Below are 18,400 nucleotides of genomic sequence, written 5' to 3' on the forward strand. Positions count from 1 at the left end.
GCTTGACTCTGTATTCGGAATAACGGAATGTGCGTCTCGCCTCCCGGGTGGAGGCGCATCACAGGACAGCAGCATGGAACCGGGCCATTGGCCGTCGGAGCACTCCGACGCGCTTCGCGACTATTTTCACAAAGGCATGTCTTATGCGGAGATCGGAAGACAGATAAACGCAAGGTTTGGAACGGCTTATACGCGCAGCGCGGTGGTCGGCCGCGCCAAGCGGCTCGGGCTCATCGTGCCGCAATGGATGACGAGCCCGGCGCTCGCGCCGCCCTTGCCGGGTGAACCCACCCTGCTTTCGCCGCGCCGGGTGGCGTGGCCGAGCCTCAATCTGCCGCCGAAGTCCGCCATGAAGCCTGCAGCGCGGGTGAAGTTGCGCTGTGTCGGCATCCAGCCGCGCCTGATCCAATTGGTCGAGCTCGAGCCGGCCGACTGCCGCTATCCCTATGGCGGCGACAAGGACGGTGAGGAGATCACCTTCTGCGGCCACCCGCGCCAGCCGGGCTCGAGCTATTGCGCGCCGCATGGCCGTCTGACGCGCCGTTCCGAGGCTGCGTCGGCGGCCCGTGCCGCGGGCCCGGTCGTGCTGAAGCTGGTCTCGGCGCTCTGACGGTGCCGCCCTCCGTTCAACTCTCAGTCTTGCAAGGAGATCCGAGTGGCTCGTGCCCGACGCAACAAGTCCTACAAATTGGCGCAGATCTACGACCGGCGGTCGCGGGAGGTGCCGTTCAACGCCGAGACCGCGGAGGTGGAGGTCGACAATCCGCACGCGCTCGATTCCGACGAGAAGATCCTGGCGATCCGGTCGGTCCGCGGCGATCCGCTTGGCCGGCTGCACGCGCACCATCAGATCGACGAGGCGCAATACCGCGGCGGGCGCGCCTTCCAGAACGATTGGGAGCGGGCGGAACGCGGCCCGCAGGCGGTGGATACGACGCGCGAATATGTCGATGGGACGGGCACGCGTGAGCCCGTCACCGAAAGCCAGCGCCAGGCGGTGCTGCGGCTCAACCGGATCGAACGAGAGCTCGGCACCGACGGCGCCGCGCTGGTGCACGACGTGCTGGTGCTGGGTCTGACCATGGATCAGGTTGGGCAGCGTCGTGCCGTCCGCACGCAACGCTGGAACGATTACTTCGCGCGGCGTTTTCGCGAATGCCTGGACCGGCTGGCGCTGATCTACGGCTTCGCGACGGACACGGGAACGGCGCGCGGGGGCCGACGTGGATGATTGCGGAGCGCCGGCGGTCTCGGCCGCCGGCGTCCCGCCCATTGCTTACGGGTGAGGGACGATCTGGTAGGGCGTGGTGTAGGGCTCGACGCGCAGCGAGGCATGGGCCAGCAGCCCGATCTTGGCTGTCGGTGCCTGCTGTAATTCGCCGTTGGGGCCACGATGCACGTTGTATTGCCAGACGGTGAGATCGCCCTTCTGTGCCAGCGCGTGTGCAACGGCGCTCGCATCATTGCCGCCGAGCGCCTGAAGCTCTGCCGCCGACAGTCCGACGACGATTTCGTCCTTGACGGTGACGATCTTGAACAGGTTCATCTTGGTCTCCTGCGCCCATGCGCCTTGTGTCGAAAGGGTGAGAAGCGCGATTGCGGCGCCCTTGATGAGATCGCAGCGAGAAAGCATGCCGTCGTCCTTTTTGGTGCTGAGGTGCGCCCAATCGAAGAGTTTTCAGCCATGGCGCCCGTGTCTGCGTGGCCGTGCCGCAACGGCTTGGTCGCTCGCGCGTGGACGGCGGTTCACGGGGACCGGCCGCGAGATCGACTTTCACGCGCCTAACGCAACCGCCGGGACCGATTCAACAAATGCGTGCATCTTGCTGAAGAATCGCCAATTCGTGCGCGCTAACGTGGATTTCACGTCGGAAGCACGACGAAACCCCGTGTCGATTGACAGCAAGAGGGCTGTGCGCGTGATTGATGACGCTTCTTGACGCAGGTGGGTGACGGCGATCGATATTCCTGTTATCCGGAAACGCCGTGGCGCGATGCAGACCAAGCATCGCTATACCCACGGTTGGGCTTGCCGGATGGGTTGTTGCTTGGCATAGTTGCAACCAGATGGAGGCCGTCGTTTGGACGCGGTTCAGCCTGCAACCCGGCGGGTCCCTTCGGCCTAACGTTCGTCGCCATAGTTCTGTTGCGGCGTTCGGTTCTCGAGCGGATCACGACCGATGCTTGTCATAGGTGCGAGATGAAAAACCTCAATTTCGCGGCTGAGCTGCATCTCAAGCTCGGTGTGCCTGCAGGCAGCACCGTGGAAAGTCTGCGCCTGCTGCGGGCCTTCCTGAAGCTCGCGCCGCGACAGCGCTTCGAGGTGATCAAGCTGGTCGAAGATCTCGCCACCGACGAAGCTCTTCCCGAGCACCCCTTATCCTAGAGCCCGGCCGCGCGCCCATCCTGCCCATTTTCCTGCCAGAGCAGGCTCCCCGGCATCGTTCGCCGGAGCGCTGGCGGCTGGATGGCGGTCAGGCAAATGTGGTATTCAGACGGAAAAAGGGAGGAGCGAGACCATGATCGAACCGAAAATCGAAGTTCCGGCCGAACTGCGTGACTTGGCCGAGAAGACCATCGACCAGGCCGAAAAGGCCTTCGGCATGTTCTTTGAAGCGGCGACCAAATCGATGTCGTCCGTTCCGGGGGCGGGGACAGAGGTGTCGAAGCAGGCGTTGGCTTTCACGGAGCAGAACATGAAGTCGGCCTTCGAGCATGCGCGCAAGCTGGTGCATGCCACCGACCTCCAGGAGGCAATGCGAATCCAATCCGATTTCCTCCGTAGTCAGTTCACCAGCGCCGGAGATCACATGCGTCAGATGACCGGCAGTCTCATGCAACCCGGCAAGGGCAAGCCCTGATTTTCGGTCTGTGTACAGCGTGCCCACAAATTGATCTTGTATGACGTGAAGATCCGCGCTTCGATACCGGTGCAGGTCCATGATGGGCCACCGAATGATCTCATTCGCCGTCTGTCATCCTTTCTGCTGATCCCTGCCGGTCCACCGGCAGGGATTTGCATTTGCAGCCTTCGTGCAGCCCGGCGTGACCATCCGGGATGAAGCTCAGACTATCGCTGAAGCATGACTTCGGAAAAGCGCTGAACGGTTTGCTCGAGCGCGGCCTTCGGCGGCCGATCAGGCATCTAACGCAGCGATGCGATGTAGGCCGCGATATCGCCGGCTTCGGTTCGGCTCAGGGGAAAATTCGGCATCTTCGGGTGCGGATCGAGCAGGAAGAATGCGAGCCTTTCCGCACTGAAATCCGGCCTGCGCGCGACGGACGCAAAGGAAGGGACGTCGGCGCTCGCCTGAGCCTGTCCGTTCGCCACGACATGGCAGCTCGCGCACCAGCGCCTGGCGAGGTCGGCGCCGTGACCGGCATCGGCGCCGAGAGCGGACGACGAGCCGACGCCAGAGACGAGTCCAAGCAGCAGGAAAATCCGTCTCACATGCCGGAGCATAGGGCAATCTTTCTGCATTCGCTTGCGGCTGCTGTGCTCATCCGCAGCAGGATCCTGGAAACTGCGAGAGATCGATGCGAGCGACGATCGAGCGCAGCAGCCTGCGGGTCGAACGATAGAGATGCCGCATGGATGCAGGCACTCTCGCCGCGAGCAGGCCCTTCGGAACAAGGCTTTTCCTACCAAGACTTCCGGTATAGTGCGACACGTGTCTCTCCGACGGCACGTGGTTTCTTACCGTGCCGTGTCGGAGCCGCCTTGATCTGCCGCAAAGCGTCCCGGCCAATAGTCGTCCGGGTTCATGATCATTGGGCTCTGCAAGCGCAAGGGGCGGCTAGAGACAGGCGGCCTTGCCGCGTTCGGGGCAGAGCCGGAACGCGCTCGACAGCGTGAAAAGAAAGCGTGGGCTGCGACGCTCGTTGTCAGGCGCCCGGTAGCTTAAGGGGACGGCGACGCCGAAATCGGCCTGGAGGTCGTCCGGCAGGAAGAAGCGCACACCGGCCCCCGCCGATGTCAGCGACAGCCCGTCGCTCAGGCGATAACCGTGGTTCCAGACGGCGCCAGCGTCGCCAAAGGCATAGAGTTGGTAGCCGGTCCAGTAGCGGAAATTGAGCTTCTGGTCGAAGCGCAGCTCGAGCGAGCCGGCAAGGCCGTTGTCGCCGCTGATCTCAGCTGCGCCATAGCCACGGCCAAAGGCCGCGCCGCCAAGATAGAATTGCTGCGAGGTGAACAGCGGGCGCGATGCCGTCTGGCTCGCCGCACCGAGCTTGAGCGACCAGACATCGTTGAGTGTCTGGTAGCGCGTGAACCAGAGGTTCAGGACCGAGAAGTTCGAGGAGGCGCCGTCGCGTGACAACAAATCGTCCTGGAAATGCGAGGCGCCAAAAATGTCCAGGCCCTGACGGTAGGTCAAAGTCGCAAAATTGGTACCGCCAAAAGGATCCAACAGCCGGTAGTCGGCGGTTAGGCTCGCCGTCCTGATGTGGTCGTTGTACCAGGGCCCGTAAAGGTCATGCTCGGACACATTGCTGAAGGTCGTCGCCGCGGTCAGCGTGAGCGTGGAGGATTGCGACTGCAACGGGACGACGCCGGCACGCAGCTCGAACGCCTCGGTCGTGGTGATGTCGCTGTCGAGCCGGCGCATATCGCCGGGCCTTACCGCGCTGTACAGCACGGAAGCGCCGAGGCGGACACCGTCGACGCCGACGGGCGCATCGTACGACAGGCGTGCGAAGCCGAGCTGACGGGGGTCGTTGGCGATGGTCGACAGGTTGACCGCCAATGTATCGCCAGGCGTGAGGTAGGAGTTGAACGCGCCGGTGGCGTAGGTCTGCCAGGGACCGACCGACGAGGATCCGAGATTGTCGAGGCCGAACGAGGAGAAGACGTGCCAGGTCTTCAAGTAGATGGTCAGGCGGAAGCGGCCCGTCGTACCGCCGATCTCCTCCAGCGCAGTGTCGGTGATCCGGACGCCCGGCCTGCCATTGATCAGGAAGAGCTGGCGTTCGAGCGTTGCCAGTCGCGAAGGCTGTTCGGTCAGAACCGGCGCCAGCATCGGCCTTATGCCGAACTGTTCGGCACCGTCGCCCTTCAGCTCGGCCTGCACGATCGCACCTTCCAGGACCTGAATCCGGACACGGCCGTCGGCGATGTCTTGTGGTGGCACGATGGCGCGGCTCAGATGAAAGCCGGCTTCGCGGTAGAGGTCGCTGATGGCGCCTGCAATCGCGGCCAGATCCGCCTGCGAGACCTTCCGGCCGAGATAAGGCTGGTAGACAGCGGCGATGCGATCAGGGGAAACCGCGTGGGCGCCGCTGACGCTGACGCCGCGCAGCACGAATTGCGGCTTGGTATCGCCGCCCGTCGTGGGCTGTCCGACGCTCGGCAATCGGACCGGCGGCCGGCCAAGCGATTCCTGCTCGGTCTGGTTATCAAAATATTTCTCGGGCTGGCGCGGATCGAAACCCGGCTGGTTCGCCTGTTGAGCAAATGCCGCTGGAGTTGCCGCGAAAAATACCGCCGCCGATACCAATGCGGTAAGGAGATGCCGCTTCTCACCGCGCGCAGCGACGCTGTCTCCGTAGTTCGACGGAGGATCTGCCACGGGACGGTAAGGGTTCGTTAGCCGCATGATTTTTCATAGGTTTTTATGGTCAACGATTGGTTAATCCGGCCGCTCCGCTGGCCGCTTTCCGATAATCCTATCTTGAGTGATTTCGGATACCCCTCAGGCTTGGCTGTAAACGCGGGCTGAGGATCATCATGTTCGGCAGAGTTGGAATGCGGCGCGCCCTGGCGGCGGCGCTGATCCTGGGGACGGCCTCCAGCGCATTCGCGGCGGACGACGGTGTGTGGTCGGTCAGCAAATCCTCGGGCGAGGTCTGGCTTGCCACGAGCGGCGCCCAGCAGGTGTCGTTGACGTCAGAAGGAACGCTGAAACCCGGCGATACCATTCGCACCGGTCGCAACGGGCGCGTTCTCCTCGTCCGCGGCGAGGAAACGATCCTGATCTCTCCCAATTCGGTGGTGGGCCTGCCGGCCGAGAAGAAGGACGGCCTGTCGACCACCATCACCCAGCAGGCGGGTTCGATCCTGCTCGAGGTCGAGAAGCGCAACGTCAAGCATTTCGAGGTCGAGACGCCCTATCTCGCCGCCGTGGTCAAGGGAACGCAGTTCAGCGTCACGGTCGGTGCCGGTAGCACCAAGGTCGGCGTGCTCCGCGGCCAGGTCGAAGTCTCCGATTTCAAGACGGGACAGATTGCGCAAGTGATGCCCGGACAAGCGGCCACCGTCTTCGAACACGGCAAGCCCGGTCTCAGCCTCAGCGGTGCGGGGACGCTCAATCCGATCGAGCAGGGCAAGCCCCGCGCACCCACGATCGAGCGTGTCCCAGTGCCGAAGTCGGGCCTGTCGGCGCCGCGCCATGCGGCCAACGGCCATGCCATCCATGCGCTCGGCCCAGTCGACAAGGGAAGCAAGGCGTCCGGCGCACCCAAGGCCTCGGGGCAGGCGGCCGGGGGGCATGCCCCCAAGGCGGGAGTCGTGCGCATTTCGGCCGCGCTGGGAGAGGTCAAGCTGAACGTCCACAAGGCGACGCGCGGCCTTGCGCACGGCGGCGTTCCGCCAGGGCAGGCACGTAACGCGAATGCCAGGGGCGACAGTCAGACGGTCTGGAACGATGGCAAGACGAGCCCGGCCGCATCCAGCAGCGCGGCAAGCAGCGGTGCCGCCAGCGCGAACGCCACGATCGCCGCAACGACGGCCGGCGCATCCAGCGATGCCCCGCGAGCAAACAACGGAAAGGACGGTGGCAACGGTAACTCGGACAACAACAACGGCAACGGTGGCAACAGCGGCAACAGCGGCAATCAAAACAATAGCGGTAACGGCGGCAACAACGGTCACGGTCACAGCAGCCATGCCGACAACGGCGCCACCGGCAATGGCAGAGGCAACAACGGCCACGGCCACGGAAATGGCAGCAATGGGCACGGCAGACGCTGAGCTCTAGGTGGACGCTTCCGTCGGGGCGGGTGTGGGGGGCTCGGGTGAAACGCTATCGGCCGCATATTCTTGTCGTGATCGCGCTCGCGGTGGTGTTGTCCACGGGCTGGCACGCTGCGCTTCGCAATGCGCTCACCGATCTTCGATTCAAGTGGCAAACGCGTGCGGCCACCGGCGACATCGTCGTGGTCGGTATCGATGCGCCGTCGATCGACCAGATCGGGGTGTGGCCCTGGCCGCGGCGTCTCCATGCCGAAATGCTGCAAAGGCTGGAAGCGGCAGGCGCGCAGGAGGTTGCCTTCGATGTCGATTTCAGCACGCCGTCGGATCCCGCCTCCGACGCGGCCTTCGCCAAGGCATTGCGAGACGCCGGCGGTTCGACGATCCTGCCATCCTTCAAGCAGCCGACACCGAGGGGCGGCCCGGCCCACGTCAACCGGCCGCTGAAGTCGTTCAGCAACCAGTCGTGGCCGGCTCTCGTCAATGTCGCAATCGAATCCGACGGGCTGGTTCGCCGCTATCCGTTCGGCGAGAAGCTCGGCGATGCTTTCATGCCTTCGATGGCCGTCGTGCTGGCGGGACAGGACGCCAATCGGCGACCGCCCTTTCTGATCGATTTCAGCATTCGCGCACCCTCCATTCCCGCCGTCTCCTATGTCGACGTGCTGCGCGGCGATAGCGCCACGCTCGACAAGCTGAAAGGCAAGAAGGTCATCATTGGCGCCACGGCGCTCGAGCTCGGCGACCGTTTCAGCGTTCCCAACGGCAGTATCATCTCGGGGCCAGTCCTCCAGGCGCTCGCCGCTGAATCGATCCTACAGAACCGGACCCTGCGCTGGACCTCCGATGTCGGCATGGTGGTCGGACTGGGCGCAATCTGCCTGCTGATGCTGTATTCGTGGCGCCGTATCGCGCCAGGACTTCGCGTCGCAATCCTGATCGCAGCCGGGGCGGTGGTCGAGCTGGCCGCAATCCTTGTGCAGGCAAGATGGCCCCTGGTCATCGATACGTCGCTGTTCCACATCGCCATCGTCGCTTACCTGACCGCGATTGCGCTCGACGAAATCGACTTCCGCAGCCTGCTCGGACGCATCGCCGAGAGCCGCTTTCATCGCATCGCGATGTCGCTCGGCGACGGGCTGGTCTGCACCGACGAGGATCACCGCATCACGGTCTGGAATCCCGGCGCGAGCGCGATCTTCGGCTACATGCCGGCCGAGATCATCGGCCGCCCGTTCGAAACGCTGTGCGCTTTGCCGGCACACGCCGGTGCAAGACCGTCCATGCACGACGCCGCGCGCCAGGCGCTTCTGGTGCCGGGGGGCGCCGTCGTCGTCGAGTTCGAAGGCCGGCGCAAGAACGGGGAAACCTTCCCGGTCGAGGCGAGCTTTTCGGGCTGGCAGGGAACGGACGGCTTTCAATATGGTGCCATCCTGCGCGATATTTCTGTGCGCAAACGTGAAGCCGAACGCATTCGATATCTCGCCGAACATGACGCGCTGACGGGGCTGGCCAACCGGAACATGCTGCATGTGGGCCTGACCGATCTGATCGCCGCGGCGGAGCGATCGAGCGTCGCGTTGCTCGTGCTCGGGCTCGACGGCTTCCAAGAGATCAACAACATGCTAGGGCACTCCGCCGGCGACCTCGTGCTGCGCGCGGTCGCCGAGCGGCTCCGGAGCGAAGTCGGTGGCAAGGCGATCGTCGCCCGGCTCAGCGGCGACGAATTTGCCATCGCGATCGATTGCGCAGAGATCACTGAGCCGGTCGCGGCGGTGACCGAGCGAATCGCGCGCGCGTTCGAAGCCCCTCTCGCAACCGGCACGCGCCAGCACCGGGTCAAGATCAGCGTTGGCGTCGCCGTCTATCCTGAAGGCGGGAGCAACGCCGATGACCTCCTGAGCAACGGCCATCTCGCGCTGACGAAAGCCAAGGCGACCAGGCGCGGCGGCCACGTCGTATTCGAAGCCGCGATCCGGCAGGAGCTCGAGACCCGCTTGAGGCTGGAGGGCGAGCTGGCGCTTGCGGCCGATCGCGGCGAATTCGAGCTGTTCTACCAGCCGCAAGTTCATCTGATCGACGGCAGCCTGGTCGGAGCCGAAGCGCTGATCCGCTGGCGGCATCCGGTGCGCGGCTACGTCTCGCCGGCCGAATTCATGCCTGTTGTCAACACCTCGGCGCTGTCGGAGCGGATCGCGAACTGGGTGATGGAGACCGCCTGCCGCCAGGCGCGAGCTTGGGAATTGTCCGGCAGCGATGTGCGCGTCGCGATCAACCTCTCTCCCTCGCAGCTTCAGTCCGGCGACCTTGCGCATTCGGTTGCAGCGCTGCTCGAGACGACGGGGCTGACGCCGTCGCTGCTCGAGATCGAAGTCACCGAAGACATCCTGCTGCATGACGAACGCCGCGTGCTTGAAATGTTCAAGCGAATCCAGGAGCTCGGCGTCCGGATCCTGTTCGATGATTTCGGCACCGGTTATGCGAGCCTGAGCTATCTCAAGAAGTTTCCGCTCGACGGCCTCAAGATCGACCGGTCGTTCGTCTTCGGTCTTCTCTCGAACTCCGACGACGCTGCCATCGTCGGGTCGACCATCGGCCTCAGTAAGCAGCTCGGTCTCACCGTCGTCGCCGAAGGCATTGAGAACCGCGCAACGGCCGACTTCCTGGTCACCATGGGATGCGAGGAAGGGCAGGGATATTTCTTCGGCCGTCCGATGCCCGCCGAGGCGTTTGAGAGACAGTTCCTGGCGGCCGAACTCCAGACTGTCAGCGCCGCCTGAGCGGAGGCTTTGGCCTGCGCGTGACACTAGCACTCCGAATGGAGGCTGGTTGTTTTGGCGAGCACCGTCGCGCGGGTCAACATCTGGTATTCAGCATCCGGTGACGGGGCCTACATTCCTGCTTCCCGCGAGTTCGCATCGCGATCTGAGCGCGGAAATGCGCCACGGGGATTGGCCTCGCATGGTCTGCTTTCGAAAGCTGAGCGGAGAGACATCTTGAAGTTGCGCAGGGCAGCTTTTGACCCACAGCCGACGAAGGCCGAGATCATGAGTATTTTGCCAAACTGAAATCACGGAACTAAGCACCGGGAACCAAATGGCCGGAGCTAAGCTGATCCTGCCGGATCGCGCCTCGACAACGTGATGCCGACACAAGGCCTCAGCTCGGCCAGCCCCGGAGCTGAGGCCTTTTTATCCCTGTGTACATTTTTGTACAAAGCGGCGGAACGCAGTACGAGTTTGTGGCTTCATCCCACGGGGCCTTCATGGGATAAAGAGACGTGCCGCGTTACATCTCCTTCGCCCGAGAGGCGGCAGCAACGCTGCTGCGAATGGCAAAAACAACAAAGGACCCACAGGTTGCGTCGGGATTGATCCAGCGAGCGGCCGACCTGAAGGACCGCACGGGCGAGTTGCCCCCGGTTGATATCGAGATTGCCGCGGCGGACCCAAAGAAGCCGTTGACGAAGAACTGAGCCCGCCGCAATCGGCGGTCCCCTTTATCGGAAATATGGTCCTTTATCGGAAATGGGGATGAAGCTGGGGCCCAACGGGGTCGCCAGAACGCTTTCATACATTTCCTTTCCAGATCAGCCATCGGTAGACGCCGAACACGTTGATAAGTGTCACCACCACGTTTTGCACCATCAGCGCATATTCCGCTGTTAGATAGCCGACGACGATCCAGATCACCGATGCACCGCTCAGTACGACGAAGGCCCAGCCGGTAATGAGTGGCCGCGCCCGGGCAGCTAGGATCAGCCCGGCGCCGATCGTGCCGACTGTCGCCACCCAACGCAGGATTTCATCCATGATGCGTGTGCTCCCCGAAAGCCGACGTCGGAGCGTCGCTCCGCGATTTGCCTAGACGGACGCAGTCACAGGCAGGCCGCCGGAGTGGAACTTTCCGTCTCGTGCCGACCACCATGCGACCCCCGCCCGAGCGACTTGGCCCCACAGTGGCGGCCGAAGGTCAGGGCACCACTGTGGTGATCCCGTGCGGTATCAACTCCGCTGCGCCGAAATCGGAAGCTCCTTTTTTCTCATCCCCGAACCGCGTTTCTATCAACCGGCGTGCTGGCACATTGCCCCGGGCTGCGAAATGAAATCTGAGCCAAGGACTTATCTCGCAACGAGCTGATGAATGAGCGCGACTTCCGCTGTTGCCCCTTAGCCGAACAAGGCAAGACTGTTGTATGTCGGCTATCGGCGGCAGAGCGGACGAGGGGCCGTGCTCACTTCGACCCGCTGCTTGTGACTCAAGCCGAAATGAAGCTCGACCCACCCAACACCGTTGTCAATTGACTAGGGATTGATCTGCAACCTAAGCCTAGCGTCACCGATTTCGGTAAATGGCTTTAGTTTACGAGCGCGACATGACTGAAAAAGTTGCCAATGATGGGAGCATCTCGCAGCGTATCGCAGCTTACCGGAAGGAAGCGCGTCTCGCGTCGGAAGACCGGGGTGCCGCCCGCGACTTGATGAAGCCGCAGGAGCTTTGAAGCGCAAATCGCTACACAAAAGAAAGCCCGCTGGTATCCGCGGGCTTTAGGCTACTACCACTTCTGGCGACCAAACCAGTCGTTGAGCTCTTTTTTGGCTTGATCCTTTTGGTAACCGTAACGCTGCTGGAGCTTACCTCAAGTTGGTCTTGCTTGCCATCAATGGTGTCTAGGTCGTCATCCGTGAGTTTGCCCCACTGCTCTTTCACTTTGCCTTTGATCTGCTTCCAATTTCCTTCGACGCGGTTCCAGTCCATGGTGGCCTCCTCTTAGAACTTCAATTCAGATGCCGAGACCGCCGCTTTGGCTAGCTATCGCAAGCGCTTCGGAGAAGCGGGCATTTGACCTTTGGCTATCTGCGATCGGCGCCGCAACAGAACGGCGGGCGATGGTCTCCCGCAAACAACAACGTTGAGGGACATTGGTTCGCGTCAGCTTTGGCTCTGGAGCGATTTTCACGATGCACCAAATCGCGATGCCATTAGGATGAATCGTCATCGCGCTTCACGTTATTGTTTGAGCATGATCTTCTCGGAAAACCGCTACGCACTTTTCCGGATGATGCTCTAACGCACAGCGGCGCCGAATGCCGTCACCCGTTCAAGGCTGTAACAGCGAGAGGAGGCGTTGTCGGTCCTGATCAAGAACACGCTGGGCTCTGCGCAATGTGTCCAGCTCTGCTTCAGCAGTAGCGGTATCCTTTCCTTCCCGCTTCAACTGAAGGATCGCTCTCTCTTGCTCTGCAAGGCGTCGTTCTCCTTCAACTACATCGCGCTCGATCTGCCTCAACGCATCATAGACGAAGGTCTTGTCCATCAGTGTGCTCAGCTGGCGCCGCCAATCTCTTCTTTTTCGGTCAACCTCAGCTCCGTCCCGACGTTCCCGCTCGCCACCGCTTTTCGGCCAAAGCCAATCTCATGCGCAGGGCAGATTAAAGCTGCTTGAGCCGCAGAGCACTGCGCTGGCGCCGGGCTGGGGTTCCTTGTCTGGCGATTCTTCAGAGCCGCCTCATCGATCCAGGGGTACCGCCTGGTCTCTCGATGCCATTGCGAGAGAGCAGCCGCACGCGCTCGTTGTCATGCATGCCAGCATTCCATCGTCTTGGATCCAGTCAGGCCCTCGGGGGGCTTGCTTGCGGCTGGCCAGCCACAGCTTGCGTCCCTCGCATGCTCGGGCAGATAGATCGCTCACCGTAAAGCAACCCTTTTCCCAGCGGCTGCATCGTTCAAATCGTGGCGCAATTAAATATTAATATAATTCGCCATTTTAAATGAATTAAATGCTGGACGAGATTTAAAGTTGGATTAGAATGAGGACCGCTTGGCGCCGGATGAACGCGTCAAGGACCTCCTAGAAGCGGTCCCATCATCCCGCCCTGCCGCCCTGTTCCAAGGATGTAAGGGGCCGCTTCTAGGGCAAATTGTGAGCTAGATCATGCACCTGTCACTAGGTGATTGCTTTCTCATCTCCGCAGCAACGGCTACGCTCCTCATGATTGAGATCGGAGTCTTGATCATCGTGGGTCTGATCTGAGCCAATGAGAAGAGCGTAGGGACGTTCTGAGGGCCAGCTACATATCACGTCTCCTTGGAAACGTGTTCGGCCTCGACGGCGCGGAGCAGGGCGGCAAGGCTGGGATACTCCACGCCATTGCGGACGTAGCGGTTGACGTGCTCGGCATAGCGGGCCGATCCGTCGGGCTTGCCCTGCCACCTGAACAGCAGCACGGCACTGTTGTGTTGGCGCAGTACGTGGCCAGTCCCATTTCCGAAATACTTGCTCATGGCGTGGCGCTTCATGGTCGCGCCTCCGGCTTCGCCAGCTCCGGCTCGTCGATTTCCAGAAAGCATCCGGAACGGAGATGTTCCTATTGTGAAGCGAGGAGATCTTCGCCGGGGGCGAGCAGCTTCACGCAAGTTCCGCTTTCGTGAAGCATCAGCCAGCCCTTCTCGACCGCATAGACGATGCCAGCGCCAAACTCTGTGGCGCCGGCCTTAAGCTGGTAAGGAAACGTTGCACTGATCTTCTCGATATGAATGCGGCCGTCTTGAAACAACAGCACGGCCGACCAACGCTGGAGGGCTGAGGTTCGTCAACAGCAGCACGGCCGGCATCGCTACGACCGCTTGTACAAGCCCGCCGTGCGCGACCGGGCTCAGCGCTTGACCCTTAAGGTGAAGATTTCCGTTGGCAAGTGCCACCGCGGGGGGAGTGCCTTCAGATCGGCTCCGGGACCGAACCGCAGCGCCGAGCGAGTCAACGGAGGACGGTCTCACTAGGGGCGGTCGCAGAACAGCTACCTTCGGCGCGCGACCGCGACGCCAAAAAGGAAGGCGACGAACAGGCTCGCAAGCGGTGCTTCGCGCGTGATCGCGGAAACCGTCGCGAGTGCCCCGCCGGGCTTGCGCGATTCCTCGACTGCGGAGGTGAGGCGATCGACCGCTGCGTGCAGGCCTCCGGCGACTTCACCGATGGTGCGGGAGACGTCCGCGGCCGTATCGATGGCACGCTCGGCCATGCCGGGCTGGGACGAGGATTGCGGTATCTCCGTGCTCAAGGACGCGACCTCCTGGCGTGATGATCGAAGCCGGCACCTTTGGCTATCCGCGCGAGCGCTCGTTTTGAACAGCGGGTCTGGTGACCTTTGGCTATCCGCGACAGGCGCCGTGATTGACGGCGGGTGCCGGCCTTGGATGAGCAATTCAGCGCGCGGGATATTGTTCCGGAAGATATGCGGCCACCTGCGGGCTCCCCGGGAAACGACGGGTGCGAATCTCTGTTAGGCTAAAGTGAACCTTGCTGACGTCAGGAGACAGCCGTGACCGACCGGACCATGACGGATCGAGCCCGGCACATCGCCTTGCTTGGCGCTCCCATCGACATGGGGGCTTCGCAGCGCGGCACCTTGATGGGGCCTGCGGCGCTGCGCACCGCCGGCCTTGCGACATTGCTGGAAAGCCTTGATTTCGAGGTCGTCGATTATGGCGATCTGTCCATAGCCGAAGTCCGGGAGCTCACCGACCGGCCGCCCGAACAGGCCAATCACTACCGCGAAATCCAGCGCTGGACGCGCGCCCTGAGCCGCAGAGGCTATGAGATCGCGACATCAGGTGCGCTGCCGATCTTTCTCGGCGGCGACCACACGCTGTCGATGGGGTCGGTCAATGCGATGGCGCGGCATTGGCAGGAGCGCGGCCGCGAATTGTTCGTGCTCTGGCTCGACGCCCATGCCGACTACAACACGCCGGAGACGACGATCACCGCGAACATGCACGGCATGTCAGCCGCGTTTCTGTGCGGCGAGCCCGGGCTCGACGGCCTGCTCGGCGACGATCCACGCGCCTCGATCGGCCCGGACAAGCTCGATCTCTTCGGTGCGCGTTCGATCGACAAGCTCGAGAAAGAGCTGATGCGCACGCGCCGGATCCGGATCGTCGACATGCGCCAGATCGACGAGTTCGGCGTGGCTGTCCTGATCCGCCGCGTCATCGAACGGGTCAAGGCCAGCAATGGCGTGCTGCATGTCAGCTTCGATGTCGATTTCCTCGATCCTTCCGTGGCGCCGGGCGTCGGCACCACCGTGCCGGGTGGCGCCACTTATCGCGAGGCGCACCTGATCATGGAGCTGCTGCACGATTCCGGCGTCGTCGGATCGGTCGACATCGTCGAGCTCAATCCGTTCCTGGACGAACGCGGTCGGACCGCGCGCACGGCGGTCGAATTGATCGGCAGCCTGTTCGGTCAGCAGATCACCGACCGGCCGACGCCGAGCAACGCCATCGCGCCGGGCGAGTGAAGCGCGCGTCTGAGACGGCGGCCTGTGCGCACGCCTCGTCCTTCGAGACGGCGCTTACGCGCCTCCTCAGGATGAGGCTATTTGGCATTAGCGCTCGTTGAAACTGCCGCCGCGCACTCCGTCCTCATCCTGAGGAGCCCGCTTAAAGCGGGCGTCTCGAAGGATGGCCGCGGGGAAGACTCTCAGATGCGTTAGCCCGGCCTTCAAGCGAAAGGCCGCGCCCATGTCGAGCGCGGCTCTCGTGCCGCCTGATCGGCTGCTCTCACCAATGGCGGTGGTGCCGATGCCAGTGGTGCCGAACGACCGGATAGGACCCACCGTAATAGGCGTAGGCGGGGCGCACGACGCGCCGATAGCGATAGCCGTAGGAAACGGGCGCCGTGTAGTAGGTGGTGGTGTAGCCACCGCCCCATCGATAGGGCTCGTCGTATCCGTAGTCGTAGGCGTAGGGGCCGCCGTAGTAACCGGCACTGTAATAGCGGGGTCCGCCATAGTAGCCATAGCCGGGTCCCCAGCCGTAGGCGGAGGAGGCAAGGCCACCGATGACGGCGCCTGCGACCAGGCCGCCGGCGATGCCAGGTCCCCAACCTCGCCAATGGGCTTCGGCGGGAGACGTTGCTGCGATCGAGCTCAGGCCTAGAGCGCCGGCCATCAAGGCTGACATTGCAATCTTCTTCATCAACATACCTCTCACATCACATTGCCTTAGGGAATAACGGGAAGAATAAGCAATGGTTGCTGCTGTCCGGTGGCGAGAGCCAATGGGTGCTCGGCGTCGGGACAGCGTCACCGAGAATTCGGGCCTGGACGGCGACGCCCGCCGCTCCCATCAGTTCGGCCAAGTGCCTCCCAGAGGTTCGGGACTGCCCCGAGCGGCGCGCGGCGCGCCGAGAAAGAATCCGATCAAATCGCCTTGAATCATTAAATGGTCGAATACCGGGAAAAACCGGAAACTTTGGAGCGTGTCCTTAAGTTGGGACGCCACGAGGTTCGGATTTCCGGAGAGCAGGCATGGACGACGACATGGTCTTGAAGAACGCCGCGGACACCGCCTGGACGGTGTACCGGGCGCGACACCCCGAGGTCGCCGCCCACGACACAAGGCGCTGTCTGCTGGAACGCCATCTGCAGAGGAGGTGGGAAGAGCACCCAAGCGATACCGAAGAGCTCGCCTCTTTCGGGATAGCCTACCTGCACCGCCTTCCCAGGGATGAATGTTGACGTGCATGAAGATGCTCGTTGTCCGCGTGGCCCGCACGAGCACGAGGCCGAGTTGGACCCTGCTTGCGATTTCATGTCTCATCTCGGCGACCATCGTGACGGTTTTGCGCGTCGTGTGCGAGGGATAGAGCTTGCGCCCGGAGTGCCCGAGCCGGGAACTCCATCCAGCAACCCGTCGCCTCGCCCGAGACCACGACCGGCGCGGCATCGACCAGCGCTACGAGCCGCAACAGGAGGGGAACCGGAGGGGGCTCAACCGAATTAACCTGCGATAGGAAAATTGCGGACCCTTCGATGGCAAACGGTCGCTTCGCGTACTCCATGTCCAGAGCCCTGCGTCACCCCGGCGTGATGGCGTTGATCGTGGCGGGCGTGACGATTGCGGCCATGCTGATCGTCGACCACGGCCCGTGGAGCCGGGCCAAGACACAGCCTGCCCACGTCGCGATGTACGCGACCACAGGCGAAGCGGCACGGGCCGCTGGCGCCCTGGTGCTCCCGACCGATCCGAAATCGCCGATCGAGCCGCAGCGGCCGAAGACGTCTCCAACCGTCAATCCCGTGACGCCCTAAAGCGCGACGAATTGTCATCGCGCTTTAGGTTATCGTTTGAGCATGATCTTTTCGGAAAACCGCTACACACTTTTCCGGATCATGCTTTAGCCTCTCAACCCTTGCGGCCGTAGTTGAGGAGCCCGCCACTCGTCTTCGGCGGATGAGCCCGCAAGGCTTCTTCGTTCGGCTCGGTGCCCCAGCCGGGCCGGTTCGGGATGATGAGATGGCCGTTCTCGATCTCCGGCTCGTGCGTGAACAGCTCGCGATCCCAGGACAGACGATCGATGTCGATCTCCATGATGCGCAGGTTCGGCACCGCGGCGCAGAAATGCGCGTTCATCATCGAACAGAGATGGCCGTAGAAATTGTGCGGGGCGACGTTGACCTCGAAGGCTTCGGCGGCAGCTGCGATCTTCATCGACTGCCAGACGCCGTTCCAGGGCGTGTCGATGATCGCGACATCCATGGCCTGCGCGTGGAAGTAGGGCAGGAATTCACGCAAGGAGAGCAGCGTCTCGCAGGACGAGATCGGGTGCGGGCTTTGCCGACGGATATAGCCGAGCGCTTCGGGATTGAAGCTGTCGATCTCGACCCAGAACATGTCGAGGTCGGCAATGGTGCGCAGGATCTTCAAGTAGCCTTCGGTCTTGGCGTTGAAGTTGCAGTCGAGCAGGATATCGACGTCGGGGCCCGCGCCGTCGCGGATCGCTTCCAGATGCATGTGCAGGTCGCGCAGGATCTTGCGGTCGACGTTGATCTCGGGCGCGAAGGGCGAGCCGAAGCCGGGGCGCCAGCCGGTCGGCTTGCCCTCGTCATAGGAGAAGATGTTGGTCTTGAGCGCGGTGAACTTCTTCTCGCGCACCTCGCGCCCCATCGCCTTGACGCCGTCGAGAGTTTCGATCGCCGGCTTGTACCAGGACGGGTGATTGATCCGCCACGTGGCGCAATGCGACCAGTAGACCCTGACGCGGTCGCGGATCTTGCCGCCGAGCAGCTCATAGCAGGGGACGCCGAGCGATTTCGCCTTGGCATCGAGCAGCGCATTCTCGATCGCCCCGAGCGCCTGCGCCACCACGCCGCCGGCCGCAGGACGCGTCGCTGCGAACAATTCGGCAAAGGTGCGCTCGTGCTGGAAGACGTTCTGGCCGATGACGCGCGCCGAGAGGCGCTGGATCGCGGCGCCGACGCCGGGCGAGCCAAAGCCTTCGTCGAATTCGCTCCAGCCGACGATGCCGTCCTCGGTCGTCAGTTTGACGAAATGATAGTTTCTCCAGCCGGCGTCGCAGGCGAGGATCTCGAGGCTTGTTGCTTTTGAAGATTTGGTCATGTCGCTCCCTGTCGCCCGGCCGGGCTTTTCTTA

22 protein-coding genes and 1 pseudogene are annotated in these 18,400 nt (G+C 62.6%); 11 read left to right on the forward strand and 12 right to left on the reverse strand.

The features are described 5' to 3' along the window. Positions 1-73 precede the first annotated feature (73 nt). Both ABIA40_RS04385 and ABIA40_RS04390 read left to right on the forward strand, forming a co-directional pair. A complete protein-coding gene (locus tag ABIA40_RS04385) occupies positions 74-610 on the forward strand; it encodes a GcrA family cell cycle regulator (protein ID WP_271544218.1) in 537 nt (178 codons plus the stop codon). Between the two features lie 45 nt (positions 611-655). Beyond that, positions 656-1,231, forward strand: a complete 576-nt coding sequence (locus tag ABIA40_RS04390) for a hypothetical protein (protein WP_404539357.1) — start codon at positions 656-658, stop codon at positions 1,229-1,231. 45 nt (positions 1,232-1,276) lie between these two features. Here the strand turns inward: ABIA40_RS04390 and ABIA40_RS04395 are convergent, their stop codons facing one another. Then, positions 1,277-1,633 carry a hypothetical protein gene (locus ABIA40_RS04395; RefSeq protein ID WP_157284176.1) on the reverse strand — a complete coding sequence of 119 codons (357 nt, stop codon included), beginning with the start codon at positions 1,631-1,633 and terminating at the stop codon, positions 1,277-1,279. A gap of 567 nt (positions 1,634-2,200) precedes the next feature. Here ABIA40_RS04395 and ABIA40_RS04400 point away from each other — a divergent pair. Both ABIA40_RS04400 and ABIA40_RS04405 read left to right on the forward strand, forming a co-directional pair. Further along, a complete protein-coding gene (locus tag ABIA40_RS04400; protein ID WP_036007684.1) occupies positions 2,201-2,386 on the forward strand; it encodes a hypothetical protein in 186 nt (61 codons plus the stop codon). Positions 2,387-2,519: 133 nt separating this feature from the next. Beyond that, on the forward strand, positions 2,520-2,861 hold the full coding sequence (locus tag ABIA40_RS04405; protein WP_157283861.1) for a phasin: 342 nt from the start codon (positions 2,520-2,522) through the stop codon (positions 2,859-2,861). A gap of 284 nt (positions 2,862-3,145) precedes the next feature. On the opposite strand, the gene ABIA40_RS04410 is transcribed toward ABIA40_RS04405, so the two are convergent. Further along, the gene (locus ABIA40_RS04410) at positions 3,146-3,463 is read right to left on the reverse strand and encodes a cytochrome c (protein ID WP_157283860.1); all 318 of its coding nucleotides are present in this window, start codon (positions 3,461-3,463) and stop codon (positions 3,146-3,148) included. Between the two features lie 334 nt (positions 3,464-3,797). Then, complete coding sequence (locus ABIA40_RS04415; RefSeq protein WP_271544227.1) at positions 3,798-5,594, reverse strand: ShlB/FhaC/HecB family hemolysin secretion/activation protein; 1,797 nt, start codon at positions 5,592-5,594, stop codon at positions 3,798-3,800. Positions 5,595-5,725: 131 nt separating this feature from the next. On the opposite strand from ABIA40_RS04415, the gene ABIA40_RS04420 reads away from it, so the two are divergent. From ABIA40_RS04420 to ABIA40_RS04430, 3 genes are all read left to right on the forward strand, one after another. Beyond that, the gene (locus ABIA40_RS04420) at positions 5,726-6,967 is read left to right on the forward strand and encodes a FecR domain-containing protein (protein WP_404539362.1); all 1,242 of its coding nucleotides are present in this window, start codon (positions 5,726-5,728) and stop codon (positions 6,965-6,967) included. A gap of 44 nt (positions 6,968-7,011) precedes the next feature. Further along, entirely contained in the window at positions 7,012-9,747 is a 2,736-nt protein-coding gene (locus tag ABIA40_RS04425) for an EAL domain-containing protein (protein WP_404539365.1), read from the forward strand. Positions 9,748-10,247: 500 nt separating this feature from the next. After that, positions 10,248-10,442, forward strand: coding sequence for a hypothetical protein (locus ABIA40_RS04430; protein ID WP_271544233.1), 195 nt, complete (start codon positions 10,248-10,250; stop codon positions 10,440-10,442). 94 nt (positions 10,443-10,536) lie between these two features. Here ABIA40_RS04430 and ABIA40_RS04435 read toward each other — a convergent pair whose 3' ends face one another. Beyond that, positions 10,537-10,779 carry a hypothetical protein gene (locus ABIA40_RS04435; RefSeq protein ID WP_051056887.1) on the reverse strand — a complete coding sequence of 81 codons (243 nt, stop codon included), beginning with the start codon at positions 10,777-10,779 and terminating at the stop codon, positions 10,537-10,539. Between the two features lie 539 nt (positions 10,780-11,318). Here ABIA40_RS04435 and ABIA40_RS04440 point away from each other — a divergent pair. Then, entirely contained in the window at positions 11,319-11,468 is a 150-nt protein-coding gene (locus ABIA40_RS04440) for a hypothetical protein (protein WP_275511463.1), read from the forward strand. A gap of 54 nt (positions 11,469-11,522) precedes the next feature. Here the strand turns inward: ABIA40_RS04440 and ABIA40_RS04445 are convergent. From ABIA40_RS04445 to ABIA40_RS04470, 6 genes and pseudogenes are all read right to left on the reverse strand, one after another. Further along, positions 11,523-11,725 (reverse strand): annotated as a pseudogene (locus ABIA40_RS04445) (CsbD family protein). Positions 11,726-11,750: 25 nt separating this feature from the next. Continuing rightward, positions 11,751-11,966, reverse strand: coding sequence for a hypothetical protein (locus ABIA40_RS04450; protein WP_271544242.1), 216 nt, complete (start codon positions 11,964-11,966; stop codon positions 11,751-11,753). Positions 11,967-12,068: 102 nt separating this feature from the next. Next, the gene (locus ABIA40_RS04455; protein ID WP_036046393.1) at positions 12,069-12,284 is read right to left on the reverse strand and encodes a hypothetical protein; all 216 of its coding nucleotides are present in this window, start codon (positions 12,282-12,284) and stop codon (positions 12,069-12,071) included. A gap of 761 nt (positions 12,285-13,045) precedes the next feature. Then, positions 13,046-13,267: a hypothetical protein gene (locus tag ABIA40_RS04460; RefSeq protein WP_271544246.1), complete on the reverse strand. Its 222-nt coding sequence runs from the start codon at positions 13,265-13,267 to the stop codon at positions 13,046-13,048. A 68-nt stretch (positions 13,268-13,335) separates the two neighbouring features. Continuing rightward, positions 13,336-13,530 (reverse strand): hypothetical protein, encoded by a 195-nt coding sequence (locus ABIA40_RS04465; RefSeq protein ID WP_404539370.1) that lies wholly within the window; start codon positions 13,528-13,530, stop codon positions 13,336-13,338. 234 nt (positions 13,531-13,764) lie between these two features. After that, the gene (locus ABIA40_RS04470; RefSeq protein WP_036007657.1) at positions 13,765-14,025 is read right to left on the reverse strand and encodes a hypothetical protein; all 261 of its coding nucleotides are present in this window, start codon (positions 14,023-14,025) and stop codon (positions 13,765-13,767) included. 261 nt (positions 14,026-14,286) lie between these two features. Here ABIA40_RS04470 and rocF point away from each other — a divergent pair, with 261 nt between their 5' ends. Further along, positions 14,287-15,264: an arginase gene (rocF, locus tag ABIA40_RS04475; protein ID WP_404539373.1), complete on the forward strand. Its 978-nt coding sequence runs from the start codon at positions 14,287-14,289 to the stop codon at positions 15,262-15,264. A gap of 262 nt (positions 15,265-15,526) precedes the next feature. Here the strand turns inward: rocF and ABIA40_RS04480 are convergent, their stop codons facing one another. Then, positions 15,527-15,943, reverse strand: a complete 417-nt coding sequence (locus ABIA40_RS04480; protein WP_036007763.1) for a hypothetical protein — start codon at positions 15,941-15,943, stop codon at positions 15,527-15,529. 332 nt (positions 15,944-16,275) lie between these two features. On the opposite strand from ABIA40_RS04480, the gene ABIA40_RS04485 reads away from it, so the two are divergent. Further along, positions 16,276-16,485 carry a hypothetical protein gene (locus tag ABIA40_RS04485; protein WP_036007651.1) on the forward strand — a complete coding sequence of 70 codons (210 nt, stop codon included), beginning with the start codon at positions 16,276-16,278 and terminating at the stop codon, positions 16,483-16,485. A 294-nt stretch (positions 16,486-16,779) separates the two neighbouring features. Continuing rightward, complete coding sequence (locus ABIA40_RS04490; RefSeq protein ID WP_036007648.1) at positions 16,780-17,058, forward strand: hypothetical protein; 279 nt, start codon at positions 16,780-16,782, stop codon at positions 17,056-17,058. Between the two features lie 94 nt (positions 17,059-17,152). Here the strand turns inward: ABIA40_RS04490 and ABIA40_RS04495 are convergent, their stop codons facing one another. Continuing rightward, positions 17,153-18,367, reverse strand: coding sequence for a mandelate racemase/muconate lactonizing enzyme family protein (locus ABIA40_RS04495; protein ID WP_404539378.1), 1,215 nt, complete (start codon positions 18,365-18,367; stop codon positions 17,153-17,155). Positions 18,368-18,400 lie beyond the last annotated feature (33 nt).

The organism is Bradyrhizobium sp. USDA 223 (assembly GCF_044909005.1).
GTDB lineage: Bacteria > Pseudomonadota > Alphaproteobacteria > Rhizobiales > Xanthobacteraceae > Bradyrhizobium > Bradyrhizobium yuanmingense.

Excerpts from the sequence above, each read along its gene's own strand:
- ABIA40_RS04385 (WP_271544218.1), top strand. The coding sequence starts at position 74 with ATGGAACCGGGCCATTGGCCGTCGGAGCACTCCGACGCGCTTCGCGAC.
- ABIA40_RS04395 (WP_157284176.1), bottom strand. The coding sequence starts at position 1,633 with ATGCTTTCTCGCTGCGATCTCATCAAGGGCGCCGCAATCGCGCTTCTC.
- ABIA40_RS04400 (WP_036007684.1), top strand. The coding sequence starts at position 2,201 with ATGAAAAACCTCAATTTCGCGGCTGAGCTGCATCTCAAGCTCGGTGTG.
- ABIA40_RS04405 (WP_157283861.1), top strand. The coding sequence starts at position 2,520 with ATGATCGAACCGAAAATCGAAGTTCCGGCCGAACTGCGTGACTTGGCC.
- ABIA40_RS04410 (WP_157283860.1), bottom strand. The coding sequence starts at position 3,463 with ATGCTCCGGCATGTGAGACGGATTTTCCTGCTGCTTGGACTCGTCTCT.
- ABIA40_RS04415 (WP_271544227.1), bottom strand. The coding sequence starts at position 5,594 with ATGCGGCTAACGAACCCTTACCGTCCCGTGGCAGATCCTCCGTCGAAC.
- ABIA40_RS04420 (WP_404539362.1), top strand. The coding sequence starts at position 5,726 with ATGTTCGGCAGAGTTGGAATGCGGCGCGCCCTGGCGGCGGCGCTGATC.
- ABIA40_RS04435 (WP_051056887.1), bottom strand. The coding sequence starts at position 10,779 with ATGGATGAAATCCTGCGTTGGGTGGCGACAGTCGGCACGATCGGCGCC.
- ABIA40_RS04440 (WP_275511463.1), top strand. The coding sequence starts at position 11,319 with ATGGCTTTAGTTTACGAGCGCGACATGACTGAAAAAGTTGCCAATGAT.
- ABIA40_RS04450 (WP_271544242.1), bottom strand. The coding sequence starts at position 11,966 with ATGACGATTCATCCTAATGGCATCGCGATTTGGTGCATCGTGAAAATC.
- ABIA40_RS04455 (WP_036046393.1), bottom strand. The coding sequence starts at position 12,284 with ATGGACAAGACCTTCGTCTATGATGCGTTGAGGCAGATCGAGCGCGAT.
- ABIA40_RS04460 (WP_271544246.1), bottom strand. The coding sequence starts at position 13,267 with ATGAAGCGCCACGCCATGAGCAAGTATTTCGGAAATGGGACTGGCCAC.
- ABIA40_RS04480 (WP_036007763.1), bottom strand. The coding sequence starts at position 15,943 with ATGAAGAAGATTGCAATGTCAGCCTTGATGGCCGGCGCTCTAGGCCTG.
- ABIA40_RS04485 (WP_036007651.1), top strand. The coding sequence starts at position 16,276 with ATGGACGACGACATGGTCTTGAAGAACGCCGCGGACACCGCCTGGACG.
- ABIA40_RS04490 (WP_036007648.1), top strand. The coding sequence starts at position 16,780 with ATGGCAAACGGTCGCTTCGCGTACTCCATGTCCAGAGCCCTGCGTCAC.
- ABIA40_RS04495 (WP_404539378.1), bottom strand. The coding sequence starts at position 18,367 with ATGACCAAATCTTCAAAAGCAACAAGCCTCGAGATCCTCGCCTGCGAC.